This is a genomic window from Longitalea arenae, assembly GCF_016924755.1.
Lineage (GTDB): Bacteria > Bacteroidota > Bacteroidia > Chitinophagales > Chitinophagaceae > Niastella > Niastella arenae.
Genome location: NZ_JAFFJX010000011.1, coordinates 162,574 through 181,682, shown reverse-complemented (window position 1 = coordinate 181,682; position 19,109 = coordinate 162,574). Strand labels below are relative to the sequence as shown.

Here is a 19,109-nt window from a genome sequence, read left to right as displayed (position 1 = left end):
ATTTCGATGGCTTAAAATAAAATACAATGAAACGAAATTATATATCTGCTTTAGGGGCCGTGCTGCTGATGCTGGTATCCTGTTCGAAAAAGTTTACCGAGCGGCCAGCCCTCGATGCTACTACCTTAGACAATTACTACAATACCGCAGATGAAGTGCGCGGGCTCACCAGTACATTATATGGGCTGCCCTGGTCGGGATATGAGAACCGCGCCATGGATGCGATCGGTGATGTGATGGCCGGTAATGAACAAAGCGGAGGTGGCGATGATGCGCCATTTCTGATGTTTTCTTTTGCTTCCACCTCTGTACGGATAGCCGATGCCTGGAAAGTGTTTTACAAGATCGGCGGCTGGACGAGCGAGTATATCAAAACCCTGGAGCAGAAACTATCGAGGGGAGGTAATAAAACTTTTATCGACCCGGCTATTGCAGAATGTCATTTCTTCAGGGGTACGGTGTACTTTTTTATTGGCCGTATCTGGGGCGATGCGCCAATCATTACGGATCCCGGTAAAACGGCCTTGTCGGGCAATTTCAATATTCCGCGGTATTTTCAAAGAGATGTATTGCGTTTTGCCCTTGAAGAATTGAAGCTTGCAGAAGAAGGTTTGCCAGAAACCGATCCGCAACCGGGCCGGTTGACGAAATATGCGGCTAAAGGCATGATGGCCAAATTGTACCTCTACCTGAAAGATTATGAAAATGCCAGGATAAAAGCACAGGAAGTGATCGCTTCCAACAAGTATGAACTGGTGGATGATTATGCCGGCATGTTCAATTCAAGCAGCTTTAATAACAATAAGGAATCGCTGTTCTCGATTCAGCACCAGTTGACCAGTAATCCCTGGGGATCGGGTAACCAGAAAAATCCTGACCGCGGCCCTTCCAACCTGCAAACTGAGGAAGCCAGTATGTGGCAGTTGTATATTCCTACTTTAGACATTTTAAACGCCTATGAGTTCGGTGATCTGCGCCGCAAAGGTTCTGTCATGGAACATGGCTGGAGCAAGGCCGAATGGAAACCCAAAAATGCGAATGCCAACTACAATTCGTTTATGGCAAATGGTTATAAGTACGACACCCTGCAAAAAGATGGGGAGGGCGGCATTAAAAATGCCACCCGTTCGAATATTGCGAAATACGTGGTAGGCCCGGGAAAGACCTTTGGCGGTGAAACGGTGCTGGGCATGAACTCCGGCATCAATACCATGATCCTGCGTTATGCCGATGTATTACTGATATATGCAGAAGCAGTGATAGGCGCAGGCAGTTCCACTACCGAAGCTTCGGCAGTAGAGGCCTACAATAAAGTACGCAGAAGGGCTGGTTTATCGACCAAAACCACGATCACAAAAGATGATGTGCTGAAAGAGCGCCGGGTTGAATTTGCATTTGAGGGCGATTACTGGTTCGACCTGCAAAGACAGGGTTTCGCAAAAGCCAAGCAGTTGATAGAAGCGCAGAACAGGGGTACGGTAGATGCACCGGCACGGGTTACCTTTTCAGAGCGGTATATGTATCTGCCCGTACCTGCCGGTGAGATCTTACAGGACCCCGAACTGGCAAAAGATCCGGTTAGTTATTATTAATTATTCTAAACAAGATTGATACTATGAAAAAGTTCCTCAATTATAAATCTTTTGCGATCGGTCTTATAACAGCCTGTCTCTTATTCACGCTGCATTCCTGTGAAAAGGACCACGACGGTAATCCCGGCGATCCATCGGGTGAGCCGGTGGCTGAGAGCCTAACCCCTGGTTCAGGAGCGGGCGGCACGGTGCTAACCCTTACGGGTAGTGGACTCGGCGATATCAGGAAGATCGTTTTTGACAAGGATAGTGTACCTGCCCCCTTTTATACTACGCTGAATACAGCCAATGCCATCGTGTTCCGGGTGCCCGATACCGTATCGGGCGGCCAGCAGAATATTATATTTACGAATGGCGCCGGTAGAACCCTTTCGGTGCCTTTTAACGGCCTCGCATTTCCCAGTGTAACGAGTGTGTCAAATTATAATTATGTAGCCGGAACAGAAATTACATTGACGGGAAACAACCTGGAAAGTGTAAGTAAAGTAGTGCTGACCGGCACCACCACCGAAGCTACTGTTCTTTCAAAATCAAAAAAGCAGCTGGTGATCAGGATGCCGGCCACTACGGCGCCGCGGGCCAGCCTTGATATCACCAATGTAACCGGAGCAAGAACGACCACCCAGGAGTTTGTAAACCTTGATCTGGCTTTTAAATTTTTTACAGACGATTGGGGTACTGATATTGAGAATAATTCCTGGGGCGATGCTGCCTTTATTTCCACGGCCGAATTTAAAAGTGGTACCAAATCCATCGGCAAAAAATACCAGAAGGGCAATTGGCACCTGATCGGTTTGGCCAACTGGAATGGCATATCCCAAAATGCCGATTACAAATACCTTACGGTTTGGGTGAAGGGCGCCTCGAGAGATTATTCCCTCTACATCATGACGGATAAAATAGAAGGCGGTTACGGCAACTATATCGAGGACAACCGCATAGATGTGAAGGCCAATGTATGGAACTATTTCAAGATCCCCTTATCAACCCTGAAATTATGGGCTACCGGTTCACCGTTCAAAGAACTTGGGTTCCGCATAAAGGGACCAGATGCGCAGGATGAAACATTCTATTTTGATGATATCTTATTTGTGAAATAGAAGCCTGATGGTGAACATAATTAGCAATATTAAAAAATGGATCCTGGTGCTTACAGGCCTGCCGGTTACCGCTTTCGCAATGGCCCAGACGGCCACACCTGAATTGCCGGCCGATGCCAAAGCCACCAGGCAAACCATTGCCCTGCACAATAATTTGAAAAAGCTCGCAGCTAAGGGCTACATGTTTGGTCACCAGGATGACCTCGTTTATGGCGTGCACTGGCGGTATGAGCATGGTAGAAGCGATGTAAAAGAGCTGGCCGGCGATTACCCGGCGGTGTATGGGTGGGAGTTAGGCGGACTGGAAGCCAGGGAAGAAAAGAATCTCGATGGTGTTCCTTTTAAAAAGATGCGGCAATTCATCCAGGAAGGTTATGCGCGGGGTGGAGTGATCACCATCAGCTGGCATGCGCGGAGTCCCTTAGGCGCGCCTAAAGGCGCCTGGGACACAACCCATGGCACCGTAGCGTCGATCTTGCCGGGCGCTGTCAATCATAAATTGTACAGATCCTGGCTCGATGAACTGGCCAGATTCTTCCTGTCGTTAAAAGGTAGCCGGGGCGAAGCCATCCCGGTGTTCTTCCGCCCATTTCATGAGCTAACGGGAAACTGGTTCTGGTGGTGCCGCAATGCCTGTACCCCGGAAGAGTTTAAGGTGTTGTGGCGGTTCACCCAGTATTATCTGCGGGAAGAAAAGAAAGTGCATAACCTGTTGTATGTATACAATACCTCCGGCGATTTTAAAACAAAAGAGGAATTCCTGGAGCGTTATCCCGGCGATGATGTGGTGGATCTGCTCAGCTTTGACGCCTATCAATATGACGATCCCGCCAAAAGCGACTGGTTTGTTAACAACATCAATTCCCAGTTGGGCATGATCAGTGAGATCGCTGCTGAGAAGAATAAACTAACAGCCCTGGCTGAAACCGGCTATGAGCAGCTGCCTTATACCACCTGGTTTACAGAGATATTAGCCAAGGCAATCGGCCGGCATAAGATCTCTTATGTAATGGTCTGGCGGAACCATGGTTATAATGAAGGAATGAAGCGGATGCATTATTATACGCCGTACAAGGGACATGCTGCTGAGCAGGATTTCATTAAGTTCTATCAATTGGAGAATACCTTGTTTGAGCGCGATGTGGCTAAGGAGAAGTTGTATGGTTATTAGCTCATTGAAATGGCTGATGAAGGAGATAAAGTTGATAAAAATTGATAAAGGATTTCTAAGAGCAGGGAAACCGGTAACCGGTAACTGGTAACCGGTGACTCACAAATAAGAAAGAGAAGCAAAGTATAATGAGATTAACAGTTTTAGATATAAGTATCGTTGTTCTGTACCTGGCGGCCATGGTAGTAATAGGTTGGGTAATGCGCAAGCGGGCCCGCAAGAATAAAGAAAGTTATTTGCTGGGTGGCAAGTCGCTGCCCTGGTACATGTTAGGGTTGAGCGATGCCAGTGATATGTTCGATATCAGCGGCACTATGTGGATGGTAGCCCTTTGTTTCGTATATGGCATGAAATCGATCTGGATCCCCTGGTTATGGCCCGTGTTCAACCAGGTGTTCATGATGATGTTCATTTCCAAATGGGTGCGGCGCTCAAATGCCAGTACGGGCGCTGAATGGCTCGTTACCCGTTTCGGCTCAAGCGGGCGGGGCGTAAAGAGTTCGCACAATGTAGTGGTAGCCTTTGCCCTTTTAAGCTGTTTTGGGTTCCTGGCCTATGGCTTTGTAGGGCTGGGTAAGTTCATGGAGATCTTTGTTCCCTGGCATATGGTTCAGCCCTATGTGCCCTTCACCATAGCGCCGGAATATGTGCCGCATCTGTATGGTATTGTATTTACGCTGTTTGCGATGTTCTATTCCATCCTGGGTGGCATGCATAGTATTGTACTGGGGGATGTGATCAAGTATGCGATCATGATAGTCGCCTGCATTTCGATTGCGGTTATTGCCATGCTGCGTTTGCACGGGCCCGGTACCCAGCTGGCTGTGCCCAATGGCTGGACCAATCCCTTTTTCAACTGGCACTTGAACCTCGATTGGAGCGGGCTGGTGCCGGATGCGAATAAGAAGATCGCAGAAGATGGTTTTGGGTTGTTCGGTTTCTTCTTTATGATGATGTTGTTCAAAGGTTTATTTGCGAGCCTGGCCGGACCAGCGCCCAATTACGATATGCAAAAGGTATTGTCGACCCGTTCGCCGAAGGATGCCAGCAAAATGTCGGGCTTCGTTTCCATCATCTTATTACCGGTAAGGTATTCGATGATCATCGGGTTGACCGTATTGGCTTTGTTATATTATAACCAGCTCGATCTGCGTACGGCCAAGGGGACTGATTTTGAGAAGATCTTACCGGCCGCCATCAACGGTTTTTTACCGGTTGGCATTCTGGGCCTGGTGTTGACCGGATTGCTCGGCGCCTTTATGGGCACTTTTTCCGGCACGCTGAATGCCGCACAGGCCTATATTGTAAATGATATTTACCTGAAGTACATCGATCCGCATGCAAGTACCAAACAGGTGATCAGGGCCAATTACCTGGTTGGTATCGTGGTAGTGGCCATTGGTGTTACGCTTGGCTTTTTTGCCAAAGATGTGAACAGTGTGTTGCAATGGATCGTAGGCGCATTATATGGCGGCTATATTGCCGCCAATATGTTGAAGTGGTACTGGTGGCGTTTCAACGCCAGTGGGTTTTTCTGGGGTATGGCCAGCGGCATTGCAGCCGCGCTGGTATTCCCATATATATTTAAGAATACCCTGCCCCTGTACAGCTGGCCCCTGCTCTTCCTGATCTCACTCGCCGGTTGTTTTACAGGCACCTGGCTCACGCCGCCCACGGCAGAGCCTGTATTAAAGCAGTTTTACAAAACCGTAAAGCCCTGGGGATGCTGGAAGCCCATCCGGGTGAAAGTGATGGCGGAAGACCCTGCCTTTCTGCCGAATAAAAATTTTAAGCGAGATATGTTCAATGTGGCTTTGGGAATTACCGGCCAGTGTTGTTTAACTATCCTGCCGATGTACATCGTGTTATGGCTGAAGCTGCCATTACTGATCACCGTTGGTATGCTGACGGTGATTGTACTGGTGCTCAAAAAGACCTGGTGGGATAAACTTGAAAACTAAATCAGACTTTAAAATTGAAATGTAATGGATAAGAATTTTTTGACGCGATTGGAGATGCTGAAAAAAGCGCACGAAAAATTGATCACCCGTCCCAATGAAAAAGCAGAAGAGGAGAATGGTATTTATTGCCGGTATAAACACCCGGTATTAACGAACCGGCATGCGCCCCTCTTCTGGCGATACGATCTCAATGAGAAAACCAATCCGTATTTAATGGAACGGATCGCTGTTAATTCGGTGCTCAATGCCGGCGCCATAAAATTGAATGGAAAATATTATTTATTAGCGCGGGTAGAGGGGTCGGACCGGAAATCTTTTTTTGCGGTGGCCGAGAGTGAGAATGGCATCGATAATTTCCGGTTTTGGGATTACCCGGTGCTGATGCCGGAGACGGAGATCGAGGATACCAATATGTACGATATGCGGGTGGTGCAGCATGAAGACGGCTGGATCTACGGTTTGTTCTGTGCCGAACGCCGCGATCCCCAGGCGCTGCCCTCGGATCAGTCTTCGGCTATTGCCCAATGTGGCATTGCCCGTACGAAAGACCTGAAAAAATGGGAGCGGCTGGCCGATCTGAAAACCCCATCGCCGCAGCAACGGAATGTGGTGCTGCATCCGGAATTTGTCGACGGGCAGTATGCTTTTTATACCCGGCCACAGGATGGGTTTATCGACGCCGGTACCGGTGGCGGTATTGGTTTCGGGTTGAGCAGTTCCATAGAACAGGCGGTCATTCATAAAGAAGTGGTGCTAGACAGGAGGGTCTATCATACGATTTCTGAATTGAAAAACGGGTTGGGGCCACAACCCATAAAAACAGCGTTTGGCTGGTTGCATTTGGCGCATGGCGTTCGAAATACAGCTGCTGGTCTGCGTTATGTTTTATATATGTTTATGACCGATCTGAACGATCTGACGAAGATCATTTACAAACCCGGTGGTTATTTTATTGCCCCTGAAGGCGAAGAAAGGGTAGGGGATGTATCGAATGTAGTGTTTGGCAATGGCTGGGTGGTGGATGAGGATGGCCGTGTATTGATCTATTATGCTTCTTCAGATACCCGCATGCATGTAGCTGAATCGAGCATCGACCGCCTGGTTGATTATGTGATGCACACGCCGGCAGACGGATATACCTCCGCGGCTTCGGTGCGAACCCTGTATAAGATGATTGATAATAACAAGATTGCACAACAGCAATATATTTAATAGCTGCCGCATTAAAAAAATCGGTATTATCGTTTCATGAAGCTGACCGATTGTAAAAGCGAGATCAAACAGGAGCTCCTTGCCATCCTGGAATACTGGTTAAGCCATGCAGTTGATGAAAAGCAGGGCGGTTTTTATGGCCGGATCGATAATGACAATACCTGTTATGCCGATGCGCCCAAAGGATGTGTGTTAAATGCCCGCATATTGTGGACCTTCTCCGCTGCTGCCAACAAGACCAACGACTGGCGATATGCAAAGATGGCTAACCGGGCTTTTGCTTACATCCAGGATCATTTTATTGACAAAGAACATGGCGGGGTTTACTGGACGGTGACGAGTACCGGCGAACCTCTTGATACTAAAAAGCAGGTATATGCGCTTGCTTTTGTGTTGTATGCCTGTGCCGAGTATTATACCGCCATGCATAAAGAGCCCGCCAAACAACTGGCAATTGACCTTTACCGGTTGATCCAGGAAAAAAGTTATGACCCGGTGATGGGCGGTTATTATGAAGCTTTTTCGCGCGATTGGCAACTTCTGGAGGATCTTCGGCTGAGTGCTAAAGATGCCAATGAAAAGAAGACAATGAATACGCACCTGCATATCCTCGAGGCGTATACGGCTTTATACCGTATATGGCCCGATGCACAATTGAAGCAGGATATCATTGGCCTGTTGGCCATTTTCGAAGAACATATCATTGATCCGCATACCGGGCATCTGCATTTGTTTTTTGATGAGCATTGGAATCTACGATCGCATACGGTATCGTACGGACATGACATTGAGGCGAGCTGGTTATTATTGGAGGCGGCTGAAGTGACCGGCGATGAACTATGGGTCGGTAAAATGAAAGCGAATGCTCTCAAAATGGCAGATGCCGTGGTCATCGGGCTCGATACCGATGGCGGTCTGTGGTGTGAATTTGAAGCTGCAGAAAATCGCCTGATCAAAGAAAAACATTGGTGGCCGCAGGCGGAAGCCCTGGTCGGTTTTTATAATGCCTGGCAGTTGAGTGAACAGCATGAATACCTGCAATATGTGTACAACACCTGGGCGTTCATTAAACAATACATTATCGATCACCGGAACGGTGAATGGTTCTGGGGTATCAATGAAGATCACTCCATCATGCAGCAGCAGGATAAAGTGGGATTGTGGAAATGTCCTTACCACAACGCCCGGGCCTGCATGGAATTATTGCGAAGGATAGGGCGACAGGGCGAGGAGAATTAAGTGTGCCACACCCAGACAGTTTCAAGGTGCAGCACAGCCAGGCATTACACCGCCATTGCCTGCACCAGGCCGGCCGGTGTCAGGTGGGTATAATCTTTTATAAATTGTATGATCCCTGTGTATTGAGTGAATTCGTGCTGTTCATGCATGGTGGTCAGCACTACAGACGACATGCCGGCATTTTGCGCTGCTTCCACACCTTTAGGAGCATCTTCAAATACCAGGCAATTCGCCGGATCAACGCCTAATAGTCTCGCCGCCTTGAGATAGGTTTCCGGGTGCGGTTTGCTGATCTGTACATCGTCGGCGCTTACTATGGCTTTAAAGTAATGCCTGATGTTCAGTCCGTCCAGCACAAAATTGATATTAAAAGGAATGGCCGCAGAGCCAATGGCCATCGGAATTTTCAATGCATGTGCTTTTTCCAGGAACTGGTGTAAACCTGGTAACAACTGGAGGTGCGGCCGGTACTCCTGCTGATAGCGTTTTTCTTTTTCTACTGAAAGCCGGTCTATTTCCTCCGCAGTAAAGCGGTCTTTACCAAATATGCGGATCAGGAGTTCGCTGTTCTTGCCATACATATGGCTCTTGGTTTCCTCCCAGCTTAAATTAGCCCCCAGATCATCGTTCAGAATGTGATACCAAGCTTTCAAATGAAACTCCATATCATCGATCATGGTGCCGTTCAAATCGAATAAAAAAGCCTTTTCCATAAGAATTCCCCGTGCATTTAATAAAAAAACACCGCAAAAGTAAGACATCAGCCTCGTTTTACGGTGTAAAACAACCAAACACAATGTTATATTAAAAAGTGGCGAACGCTTGTTTGTGTAGAAACCGGTTGGTTATCAAATAATAAAACTTACCTGCATACGGCAACCCTGTCCCGGGGACGATTCAATTTTAACACGGCCATTGAATAATTCAGTGCGGCTGATAATATTGGTAATGCCAATTCCTTTTCTTTTCAGATTGGTGTCGAATCCCTTGCCGTCGTCGGCAATGGTAACCTGTAACAAGCGGCTTTTCTGCACAATTGCGATCTGCACTTCCGAGGCTGCCGCATGTTTAATGGTATTGTTCAATTGTTCCTGTACGATGCGGAAGATGGTCATTTTAAGTTTGTCGTCGAGTTGCTGTTCATCGGGCACATCAACATGCAGCGATATGGTGAATGGCTGTGCCAGCCTTACGTTTTCAATGAGGTCGTTCAATGATAATTCAAGCCCTACTTCTTTATGAAAGGCCTCGATCATCGATTTGGATAAACGCCTGATCTCTTCTATAGCGCTGCTGATGGTCTCAATGCTTTTTTTGACCATACTTTCCTGCATGGCGGGAGAATCTTTGGCGCAATTAAGATAAAGCCGGGCTGTTGTTAATACCTGCGTGATATTGTCGTGCAGTTCACGGCCCAGGCTTTGCCGTTCGTTTTCCTGCGCATCGATAGCTGCTTTCGCAATTTCCTGTTGCCGCCGGATCTTTTCTTCTACCAGTTGGTTCTGCAGCTGGATCTTTTCGGTAATGTCGTTCACCAGCACCAGCCAGGCATTGCTGCCTTTGTAATTAATAGCGTGCGTCCACACTTCAACAAAAATGGTTTCATTATTCTTTTTGATGTGTTTACGCAATATCGAAGGACGGCTATGTTCTGCTTTCGGAATGGGAAATTGAAGTTCGGGCTTATCTTCTGGCGACACCAGATCATACACGGTCATTTCCATGAACTCTTTCCGCGAATAGCCATATAATTTAATGATGGCTTCATTCACATCCAGGAATTGCATGGTGCTGGCATCGCACACACATTTTGGGAGCGGGCTTTTGTAGAAAAGGCCCCTGTACAGGTTTTCCGATTCCTTTATTAATTCTTCGGCTTTTTTTCGTTCGGTTATATCCCTGTAATTGCCAACCAGCGCATTGATGCCCGGCACCTCTAACATGTTCGAGGCAAGTCCCTGCACCCATCTTTCGTTGCCCTGTTTATCAAAAACCTTCAGGTCAATAGTGAACAGTTTATCGGGATATTGTATCAGGTTTTGCATGAGCTCGCCCATGGCAGGCAAACTATCGGGATGCAGAAACGAACATACATGCCGGCCCATATAATCGGTTTCTTCATACCCGAAGATCTTATAGGAAGAGGGCGATCCATAAAAGATATTGCCCTCGGCATTGGCCATGGTGATGACGTCGGTACTGTTCTCGATAAGCGATCTGAATTTAAATTCGCTTTGCCGGAGTGCTTCTTCCGCATTTTTTTGTTCGGTAATATCCTGGGCCGTACAGTAGAGCGCGATGATATTATTGGTTTCGCGCACGGGGTTTACCGCAATGTCGAAGTGAACGGGTTTGTCTGCGATATTGACATGATGAGTGAAGCGCTGCGGCTGGCCGTTGAAGGCAGAATGGTAGATCTCGTCCCAGGGCAGTTTATTCGAGCCGTCGAGCAAACCAATATGGTCAATTACCCCATCGCCGGCTTCGATCTCTTTGCCGGTGTATTGTTTAACGATATGGCGAAGTTGGGCATTGCAAATTATGTATTGCAGGTCCATGTCAATGATCCACGTGTATCCTTCTGTATTTTCAATTACACCATTTAGAATGGCGGAAAAGGCTGACTGCCGCTTAGGGCTATTCGTTGCCGGCATAGTGGCGTCACTACGCGAAACAGATGAGGTTTGCATAAAATTGTAAGTATTATGTCAAAAAAACACCTTGTTTTCATGACTGTCACGAAAACGTAGCCTGGTTTGGAAGGGATTTGATGCTACTAGTCAGAGGAAATGATTGCTGGTTGGAAAGCCACTGAGCCTTTAGGGCGTATAAATTGAAAACCCGTTTTGTAAATTTAAAGAAATATATCAATCAGACTGCATTAACGGTTATAAATCTTATCTATTGTCTGGTTGAACATTTATTCGAATTCCTAACCACCTTTTGTACGCAAACTTTGTATAGCCAGAATTACGTTTGCAAAACGACAATGGTTGTGTAAAAAGAAGAAATTGATGCAAAAATGTTTTTGTGATTAGCAGCGCATCGTAATTTTGGCGCCATGGATAGATTGCTGGAGCAGCCTGCTATTTCAAAAAGAGCAGCGCGGCTGTCGATAGGTACTTTCTTTTTTATTGCCGGTTTATGTTTTGCCAGCTGGGCTTCGCGTATTCCCGATATAAAATTGCACTTGCAATTGAGCGATGGCGGACTGGGCGCAGTTCTCTTCGCATTACCGGTCGGACTAATGCTTTCCCTCCCGTTTTCCGGATGGCTGGTGCACCGTTTCGGCAGCCGCAAAATGGTGTTACTGGCTGCTGTGGTATATCCCTTCTTTTTGTGTACTATCGGGTTGGTTCATCAAACCTGGCAGTTGGTGGTGGTATTGTTTGCTTTTGGTTTGGTAGGAAACCTGTTCAATATCGCGGTGAATACCCAGGCAGTGAGTCTGGAAGTGTTGTATGGCCGCTCGATCATGGCATCTTTTCATGGCATCTGGAGCCTGGCGGGTTTTGCCGGCGCTGCTATTGGTACGCTCATGATCAATTTTCATCTTTCGCCGTTCACGCATTTTTGTATCATTACCGGTACTGCATATTTGCTGATCATGCTGCTGTACAGGAATACCCTGAAACAGGATATCAATGCAGGTGATGACCGGCCTTTATTTGCAAAACCCGATAGCACATTGCTGAAGCTGGGTTTGATCGCCATGTGCTGTATGGTATGTGAGGGCACTATGTTCGATTGGAGCGGGGTGTATTTTCAGAAAGTGGTGGAGGCGCCGAAAGGTTTGATCCCGCTTGGTTATACGGCTTTTATGAGTACCATGGCCGGAGGCCGTTTTGTCGGCGATAAACTGATCACGCGCCTGGGCACCCTGCGCATCCTACAATTAAGCGGTTTGGTTATTGCGTGCGGACTGGCGATCGCTATTGGCTTTCCCAGCCTGGTGACGGCCACCTTGGGATTTATGCTGGTAGGCATTGGTGTTTCTTCTGTGGTGCCATTGGTATATGGTGTGGCCGGAAAATCAACGCAATTCTCACCAGGTGTAGCGCTGGCCGCTGTTTCAACTATTGGTTATCTTGGCTTTTTAGCCGGCCCGCCGATGATCGGTTTTATTGCTGATCTGTCGAGTTTGCGCTGGTCGTTTGCTTTGATAGCGGTGCTTGGGTTTACGACGACGATCATTTCTAGTAAAACTAAGTTTTAAGTTCAAAGTTCACAGTTCAAAGTTCAAAGTCATGATTTAAGGTTTCATCTGCGTTGGGAGGGGCGTTGTCTTTCTCCGGTTTTGGCGAATTTTAAATTTTACTCCTTTTCTGCTGGTTTTTTTAATGTAAAGAATCAATGAAAAAATCATTTTTCTGATTTCATTACACAAATAATATAGCTCATCAAATATTGGCTTATTGATATAGTTCCTGTCCAACAAGCGGTGTAACCGGGATTGACATTCACATACAGATCCAATTGGGATGCAAAGAAATTGAACAAATTCTTTATTGCCTCCTCTCCCAAAACCTTCTGCGATGTTATCCATAATTGAGCCGCTGGAGCCATTGATCTGGTCCTTTCATTTGTAATCTTTTGCCAGATCTGTCGTGATAGAAAGTGAATGAATTTTAGCGCAGAGCATTCTTGCTTTTTGCCAGGCTTTAATTTCTTCAAAACAGGTAAAAGTAGCCATTCTAACTTTTAATGAGGTATATATGATAAATGCTACTATGAGAAAGCCTGAGAGCTATATAAACCATATTTCATAGTTTACAAAGAACGAAGAAGCTTAAACTATGAACTTAGAACATTGAACTGTAAACATGGGCTATGAACTGAGTAACTTTGCAATCTCTTCCCCAATAACAGGAGCAAGCGCAACACCCATTCCGCTCATGCGAACCGCACAAAAGACTTGAGGAGATACTTCTTTTACGATCGGTAATTTTTCATTGCCCATGCCCATGATGCCACTCCAGCGATCTGTGATCTCATATGAATAACCCGGCAGGATATAAGTGCTTAGAAACTGTTCCAGCTCCTGTTGAATGGTATTGGTGGTAGTAAGCTCCGTGGTGGTTTCTTCTTCAAATGCTTTATTACGAGCACCGCCCAGCAATACCCGATTACCCAGGTTACGGAAATAATAATAGCCGGCATCGAAGTGAAATGTGCCTTTGAGTGGCAGGTTCTCGATAGGAGAGGTGACGAGTACCTGTCCACGCGCGGGAACAATATCCAGGCTGGGTAATAACTGCCGTGCAAACGCATTGGTGCAGATCAGCAGTTTACCGGCATGCAGCGGTATAAACTGGTTGGTATATAATTCAATATGATCGCCTCGTTTTTCAAACCCGCTGATCTCAATGGCGTTCAAAACGGTGACGCCCATCGATTGTACCAACTGCAACAAACTCTGGCATAGTTTGCCGGAATGCAAATAGCCTTCGAGTTTGTTTTCGATCAAATGTGTGATATTATGTAAACCGAGGCTGGCGATCTTTTCATTGGCCTGTTTGAAAGTTTTCTTTTCGCCGGTAATGGGTGATAATAATGTATTCAGCCGCTCTATTTCATATTCAAGTCCGCTTATTTGTGCAGCTTCTTTTTCCGTAAAAAGCTCATAGCCCCCGCAAAGGTCGAAGTCGATGGTTGCTGCATTAAATACCTTTCGAATGTATTGCAAACCTTTATAGCGCATTTCAACGAGCTGCAGCATATTGTCATCACCAAAGCGGGCGGCATCTTCCGCCAGTTCGGTAACGCTGCCAAAGCAGGCAAAGCCGGCATTGCGGGTGCTGGCGCCTGTGGGAATAATGCCTCTGTCTACAATGGCCACAGAAAGTCCGGGATCCTTTTTTTTAAGATGCCAGGCACACCATAGTCCTACCAGGCCGCTGCCCACGATGATCACATCTTTTGGTGCATAAAAACTTTCTTTTTCCCAGATTGATATTTGCATTTTTTTAATTTTACAGCTTAATCTTGCAAAAATTAATCAGTAAACAATTGATGATGAAAAAAATTATCCAATTATTATCCTGTGTAATCCTGCTGACCTTCTTTACCAGTTGCGAACATACGCAACAGATCGTAAAAGCCCTGGAACCCTATGCTGCTGGCGCCAACGGCCAGCTGACCTCCGGTGAAATTGCCGCCGGATTGAAGCAGGCCCTGGAAGTGGGCGCTCAGAACTCTGCCAACAGCCTTTCTGCCCTGGATGGCTTTTTCAAAAATGCTGCTATAAAGATATTATTACCGCCAGAAGCGCAAAAAGTGGAGAAAACCCTGCGCGACCTCGGTATGAGCAGCCTGGTTGATAAAGCGATCTTGTCGGTGAACCGCGCGGCCGAGGATGCTGCCAAGTCAGCGGCGCCTATTTTTATCGATGCCATCAAGACCATGACAATCCAGGATGCGGTAGGCATTTTGAAAGGCGGTGATTTTGCGGCTACCAATTATCTGAAGTCAAAGACCACGACGGCATTGACTTCTGCTTTTAAACCGGTTATCGAAAATTCATTGTCGAAAGTAGGCGCTACCAAATACTGGGGCGATGTATTTAATGCCTACAATAAGTTTGCGACCAACAAGGTAAATCCTGACCTGTCGGGTTTTGTAACCGGTAAAGCCATTGATGGGATCTTTTACCAGGTTAGTTTGGAAGAGCAGAAAATACGTAAGGATCCTGTTGCCCGGGTGACTGATCTGTTGAAGAAAGTGTTCGGCAGTAAGCAGGCGCAGGGTCAGTAGGTGAGTGGTGAGTGGGTTCACGGATTTTAAGTTTTCCGAATTATAGTGTGGCTCGCGAATTTTCAGGCTGTTGCACTTTCGGGTTCTCACTCACCGTTGACCATTCACCATTCACGATAAAAAAAGGATCACCTGAAACCAGGTGATCCTTCTTTTTATGGAAGAGTAATCCTATTAAATGTGGATGGCTTCGCCATAAGCTACTTCAATAGCTTCCTTGATATTCTCACTCATGGTTGGGTGAGGATGGATGCTATCCAGTACTTCGTGGTACGTAGTTTCCAGCTTACGGGCAACTACAGTTTCAGCGATCATTTCAGTTACGTTGTAACCGATCATGTGGGTGCCGAGCCATTCACCGTATTTAGCGTCGAAGATCACTTTGATGAAACCTTCGTTATGGCCCGCAGCAGAAGCTTTGCCGGCAGCGCTTAACGGGAATTTACCAACCTTGATCTCATAACCGGCATCTTTAGCCTGTTTTTCGGTCATACCAACTGAAGCGATCTCCGGTGTGCAATAAGTACAACCTGGTACATTGCCATAGTCGAGCGGTTCTGGCTGGTGGTTGTATTTCTTTTCGCCGTAGCCAATGCTTTCCACGCAAATGATACCCTCTTTAGAAGCCACGTGCGCCAAAGCTTGTCCGGGTACACAGTCGCCGATAGCGTATACCCCCTGAACGTTGGTCTTGTAATATTTATCAACTACGATCTTTCCTTTCTCGGTTTTTACACCCAGCTCTTCGAGGCCAATACCTTCGATGTTGGCAGCAACGCCTACGGCGCTGAGCACTACATCAGCTTCGAGGGTAACTTCACCGTCTTTGGTCTTTACTTTGGCTTTAACGCCGTTACCGCTGGTATCAACGCTGGTAACTTCAGAGCTGGTCATGATCTCGATGCCATTTTTCTTGAAGTTCTTCGCCAGTTCTTTTGAAATCTCTTCATCTTCTACCGGAACGATACGGTCCATGAATTCAACAATGGTAACTTTAGTGCCCAGGGTGGCATAGAAGTAACCGAATTCAACGCCAATAGCGCCACTACCTACCACGATCATGCTTTTAGGTTGTTGTGGCAATACCATTGCTTCGCGGTAGCCAATGATCTTTTTACCATCTATTTTCAGGCTGGGCAGTTCGCGGCTGCGACCACCGGTTGCCAGAATGATATGTTTTGCTTCAACGATCTGCGTTTTACCATCAGCGCCTTTCACTTCGATCTGGCCTTTGGCTTTCAGTTTACCGAAACCCATGATCACATCGATCTTGTTTTTCTTCATCAGGAAGGTAACGCCTTTGCTCATTTTGTCAGCTACGCCGCGGCTGCGTTTAATTACTGCCGAAAAATCAGCGGTGCCGCTGGCTTCAATACCATAATCTTTTGAGTGCTTAATGTATTCAAAAACCTGGGCGCTTTTCAGCAGGGCTTTGGTGGGAATACAGCCCCAGTTCAAACAAATTCCACCCAGACTTTCTTTTTCAATTACAGCGGTTTTGAATCCCAGTTGAGATGCCCGGATAGCTGCCACATATCCGCCGGGGCCGCTTCCGAGAACTACTACGTCGTATGCCATTTCGATTTACGATTTTAGATTTTACGATTTACTGATTCTTCCGGCAGTATTCTATTACTGACTTTCTATTTCACTTTCTAATAAAGACCTGCGAAGCTACTCGAAAATGAGAAAAGAGCAAAAAAAAGGGATGATCTGCCTGCGGCAGCTTATGTTATTATTTTTATTGTGTTACATATTCCTTTTTTTTACACAGGCCTCAAAAAATGGTTAATAACCAGACAGATGGTTTATCCAGGTTGGTTCAATTTGTTACCTTCATTTAACAAGCTCCGCTATGAAAAAGTTTATACGCGTTATTGTATATGTTTTCCTGACGATTATTCTTGTTTTTACTGCTTACGCCTTTATCTCCGGCCGCACCTACCTGTTTGAGGCGGTATGGTACAATTTTGCTGATATCGACGATTATAAAAAGTTTTCGAACAACACAGTAACAACCGGGGAACCGCAACCATGGGCGCTTTCTGCCCATTACAACAAAAATCCGCTGCCAGGCCAGCTGAAAAAAATGCTCGAGGAACTGGAGACGGTTGCGGTGCTGGCCATTAAAAACGATTCCATTTTGTATGAATTCTATTGGGAAGGGTACGGCGATTCCTCTTTGTCGGGCTCTTTTTCCATGGCGAAAAGCATTACCAGCCTGCTGATCGGCGCGGCCCTTAAGGAAGGAAAGATCCGGTCGCTGGAAGAGCCGGTTGGTAATTACATTCCTGAGTTCAGGACCGGCGAAAAAGCAAAAGTGCGCATCATCGATCTGCTGACCATGAGCAGCGGCAGCAGCTGGGAGGAATCCTATGCCAACCCTTTTTCGGTAACCACCGAGATATATTACGGGCATAATGCATATAAAACGGCCACCGGCGTTTCTATCATTCATCCGCCAGGTTCCGTGCATTCCTACAAATCGGGCGATACGCAGTTGCTTGCCCTGATCCTGAATAAAGCGACCGGCAAATCGCTCAGCGCCTATGCAGCTGAAAAATTATGGCAGCCACTAGGGGCTGAACATGCGGCTTTATGGAGCACCGACCAGGTAGGCGGCATCGAAAAAGCCTATTGTTGCTTTAATTCGAACGCCCGTGATTTTGCCCGGCTGGGGCAGTTGATGCTCGACAGTGGCCGGTGGAAGGGCAATGAGATCATTCCCATGGATTACTATCTCAGATCGATAAAACCCTGCATGATACCAGATACTGAAGGCAAACCCTGCAATTACTACGGGTATCAGTGGTGGATAATGCCGAGCCGGCCTGAAATATTTTATGCCCGCGGCATTTTAGGGCAGTATGTCATAGTTATTCCCTCCAAAAAAACCGTGCTCGTACGATTGGGGAAAAAGCGCTCTGAACAGCGGATCGACAATGCGCCGGCGGAAGTAGATGCGTTGATCCGGTGGGCAACGACTTTTTTCTAAATGGGATGTTATCGTTAACAGGATAGAGTTTATGGTTTGTGGTTTATGGTTGCTCACTTTCGAAAGGTCTAAACTGTTTTCGGCTGCCTGAATTTCGCGAAGTAAGCATCTGGTAAACATTTACAATGGGCGGAATAACTACAAACGACAAACCACAAACCATAAACCTCAAACCGTTAAATGCTTGAATTTCCGGAAGAAAGCAACTGTTAAACCTTTATAAACGGCGGAAATAACAACAAACCACAAACCATAAACCACAAACTGTTTATTACCTTTGCGGCTCAATTTTAACTATGAAACTGGATTTACTGGCCATAGGCGTTCATCCTGACGATGTGGAATTAAGCTGTTCAGGCACGATGCTGAATGAGATCAAGCTGGGCAAGAAAGCCGGGATCCTCGACCTTACGCAGGGAGAGCTTGGCACCCGGGGAACTATTGAGACCCGTTATGCGGAAGCCGCTAAAGCCGCCGAGATCATGGGCGTGCATATGCGGGCGAACCTTAAAATGCGGGATGGATTTTTTAAGAATGATGAAGAACATCAGTTACAACTGATCAGGGCCATCAGGACCTATCAGCCGGAAGTAGTGCTGGCAAATGCCCTGGAAGACCGCCATCCTGATCATGGCCGCGCAGGCAAACTGATCGCCACCGCCTGCTTTTTATCGGGCCTGGCAAAGATCGAGACCACCGATGAAAGCGGGAAGCCGCAGGAACGCTGGCGCCCGAAATACATACTGCATTATTTGCAGGACTGGTACCATGAACCTGATCTGCTGGTGGATATTTCCGATGTTTTTGAGCAGCGGATGAAGGCCATTGAAGCCTATACAACCCAGTTCTACAACCCGGTAAACGGGCATGATGGTCCGCAGACCTATATTTCATCGCCCGATTTCCTGGATAGCATCATAGGCAGAGCGCGCATGATGGGCAAACGCATTGGCGTGAAATATGCCGAAGGCTTTATATGTGAGAAGAAGATCGGGATCAGGAACCTGGATGCTTTATTGCAGGTAGAGACCTGAGGGAGCGGTTGACAGGTTACCATGTTGATCAGTTAACAGGTTAAGCGTTCAA

The 19,109-nt window shown here is 46.8% G+C and carries 15 protein-coding genes; 10 read left to right on the top strand and 5 right to left on the bottom strand.

Annotation, left to right across the window (positions count from 1 at the left end; translation table 11 throughout):
* Positions 1-26: 26 nt before the first annotated feature.
* The 6 genes from JT717_RS20515 (at position 27) to JT717_RS20490 (ending at position 8,275) form a co-directional block, all read left to right on the top strand.
* A complete protein-coding gene (locus JT717_RS20515; RefSeq protein ID WP_205512908.1) occupies positions 27-1,592 on the top strand; it encodes a RagB/SusD family nutrient uptake outer membrane protein in 1,566 nt (521 codons plus the stop codon).
* A gap of 23 nt (positions 1,593-1,615) precedes the next feature.
* Positions 1,616-2,692, top strand: coding sequence for an IPT/TIG domain-containing protein (locus tag JT717_RS20510; RefSeq protein WP_205512907.1), 1,077 nt, complete (start codon positions 1,616-1,618; stop codon positions 2,690-2,692).
* A 7-nt stretch (positions 2,693-2,699) separates the two neighbouring features.
* Entirely contained in the window at positions 2,700-3,863 is a 1,164-nt protein-coding gene (locus tag JT717_RS20505; protein ID WP_240348301.1) for a glycoside hydrolase family 26 protein, read from the top strand.
* A gap of 128 nt (positions 3,864-3,991) precedes the next feature.
* Positions 3,992-5,824 carry a sodium:solute symporter family protein gene (locus JT717_RS20500; RefSeq protein ID WP_205512906.1) on the top strand — a complete coding sequence of 611 codons (1,833 nt, stop codon included), beginning with the start codon at positions 3,992-3,994 and terminating at the stop codon, positions 5,822-5,824.
* Between the two features lie 24 nt (positions 5,825-5,848).
* Complete coding sequence (locus JT717_RS20495) at positions 5,849-7,036, top strand: glycoside hydrolase family 130 protein (RefSeq protein ID WP_305068083.1); 1,188 nt, start codon at positions 5,849-5,851, stop codon at positions 7,034-7,036.
* A gap of 36 nt (positions 7,037-7,072) precedes the next feature.
* Entirely contained in the window at positions 7,073-8,275 is a 1,203-nt protein-coding gene (locus JT717_RS20490; RefSeq protein ID WP_205512905.1) for an AGE family epimerase/isomerase, read from the top strand.
* 44 nt (positions 8,276-8,319) lie between these two features.
* On the opposite strand, the gene JT717_RS20485 is transcribed toward JT717_RS20490, so the two are convergent.
* Together JT717_RS20485 and JT717_RS20480 are read right to left on the bottom strand one after the other, a co-directional pair.
* Positions 8,320-8,988, bottom strand: coding sequence for an HAD family hydrolase (locus JT717_RS20485; RefSeq protein ID WP_205512904.1), 669 nt, complete (start codon positions 8,986-8,988; stop codon positions 8,320-8,322).
* 135 nt (positions 8,989-9,123) lie between these two features.
* Positions 9,124-10,965, bottom strand: coding sequence for a sensor histidine kinase (locus JT717_RS20480; RefSeq protein ID WP_205512903.1), 1,842 nt, complete (start codon positions 10,963-10,965; stop codon positions 9,124-9,126).
* Positions 10,966-11,336: 371 nt separating this feature from the next.
* On the opposite strand from JT717_RS20480, the gene JT717_RS20475 reads away from it, so the two are divergent.
* Positions 11,337-12,491: an MFS transporter gene (locus JT717_RS20475; RefSeq protein WP_205512902.1), complete on the top strand. Its 1,155-nt coding sequence runs from the start codon at positions 11,337-11,339 to the stop codon at positions 12,489-12,491.
* A 36-nt stretch (positions 12,492-12,527) separates the two neighbouring features.
* On the opposite strand, the gene JT717_RS28880 is transcribed toward JT717_RS20475, so the two are convergent.
* A complete protein-coding gene (locus JT717_RS28880; RefSeq protein ID WP_369411725.1) occupies positions 12,528-12,845 on the bottom strand; it encodes a four helix bundle protein in 318 nt (105 codons plus the stop codon).
* A gap of 258 nt (positions 12,846-13,103) precedes the next feature.
* The gene (locus tag JT717_RS20465) at positions 13,104-14,237 is read right to left on the bottom strand and encodes an NAD(P)/FAD-dependent oxidoreductase (RefSeq protein WP_205512900.1); all 1,134 of its coding nucleotides are present in this window, start codon (positions 14,235-14,237) and stop codon (positions 13,104-13,106) included.
* 53 nt (positions 14,238-14,290) lie between these two features.
* Between JT717_RS20465 and JT717_RS20460 the strand changes: the two genes are divergently transcribed.
* Positions 14,291-15,028, top strand: a complete 738-nt coding sequence (locus JT717_RS20460) for a DUF4197 domain-containing protein (RefSeq protein ID WP_205512899.1) — start codon at positions 14,291-14,293, stop codon at positions 15,026-15,028.
* Positions 15,029-15,202: 174 nt separating this feature from the next.
* On the opposite strand, the gene lpdA is transcribed toward JT717_RS20460, so the two are convergent.
* A complete protein-coding gene (gene lpdA / locus JT717_RS20455) occupies positions 15,203-16,606 on the bottom strand; it encodes a dihydrolipoyl dehydrogenase (RefSeq protein ID WP_205512898.1) in 1,404 nt (467 codons plus the stop codon).
* Positions 16,607-16,883: 277 nt separating this feature from the next.
* Here lpdA and JT717_RS20450 point away from each other — a divergent pair, with 277 nt between their 5' ends.
* Complete coding sequence (locus JT717_RS20450) at positions 16,884-18,023, top strand: serine hydrolase domain-containing protein (protein WP_205512897.1); 1,140 nt, start codon at positions 16,884-16,886, stop codon at positions 18,021-18,023.
* 296 nt (positions 18,024-18,319) lie between these two features.
* Complete coding sequence (bshB1, locus tag JT717_RS20445) at positions 18,320-19,057, top strand: bacillithiol biosynthesis deacetylase BshB1 (protein ID WP_205512896.1); 738 nt, start codon at positions 18,320-18,322, stop codon at positions 19,055-19,057.
* Positions 19,058-19,109: the final 52 nt, after the last annotated feature.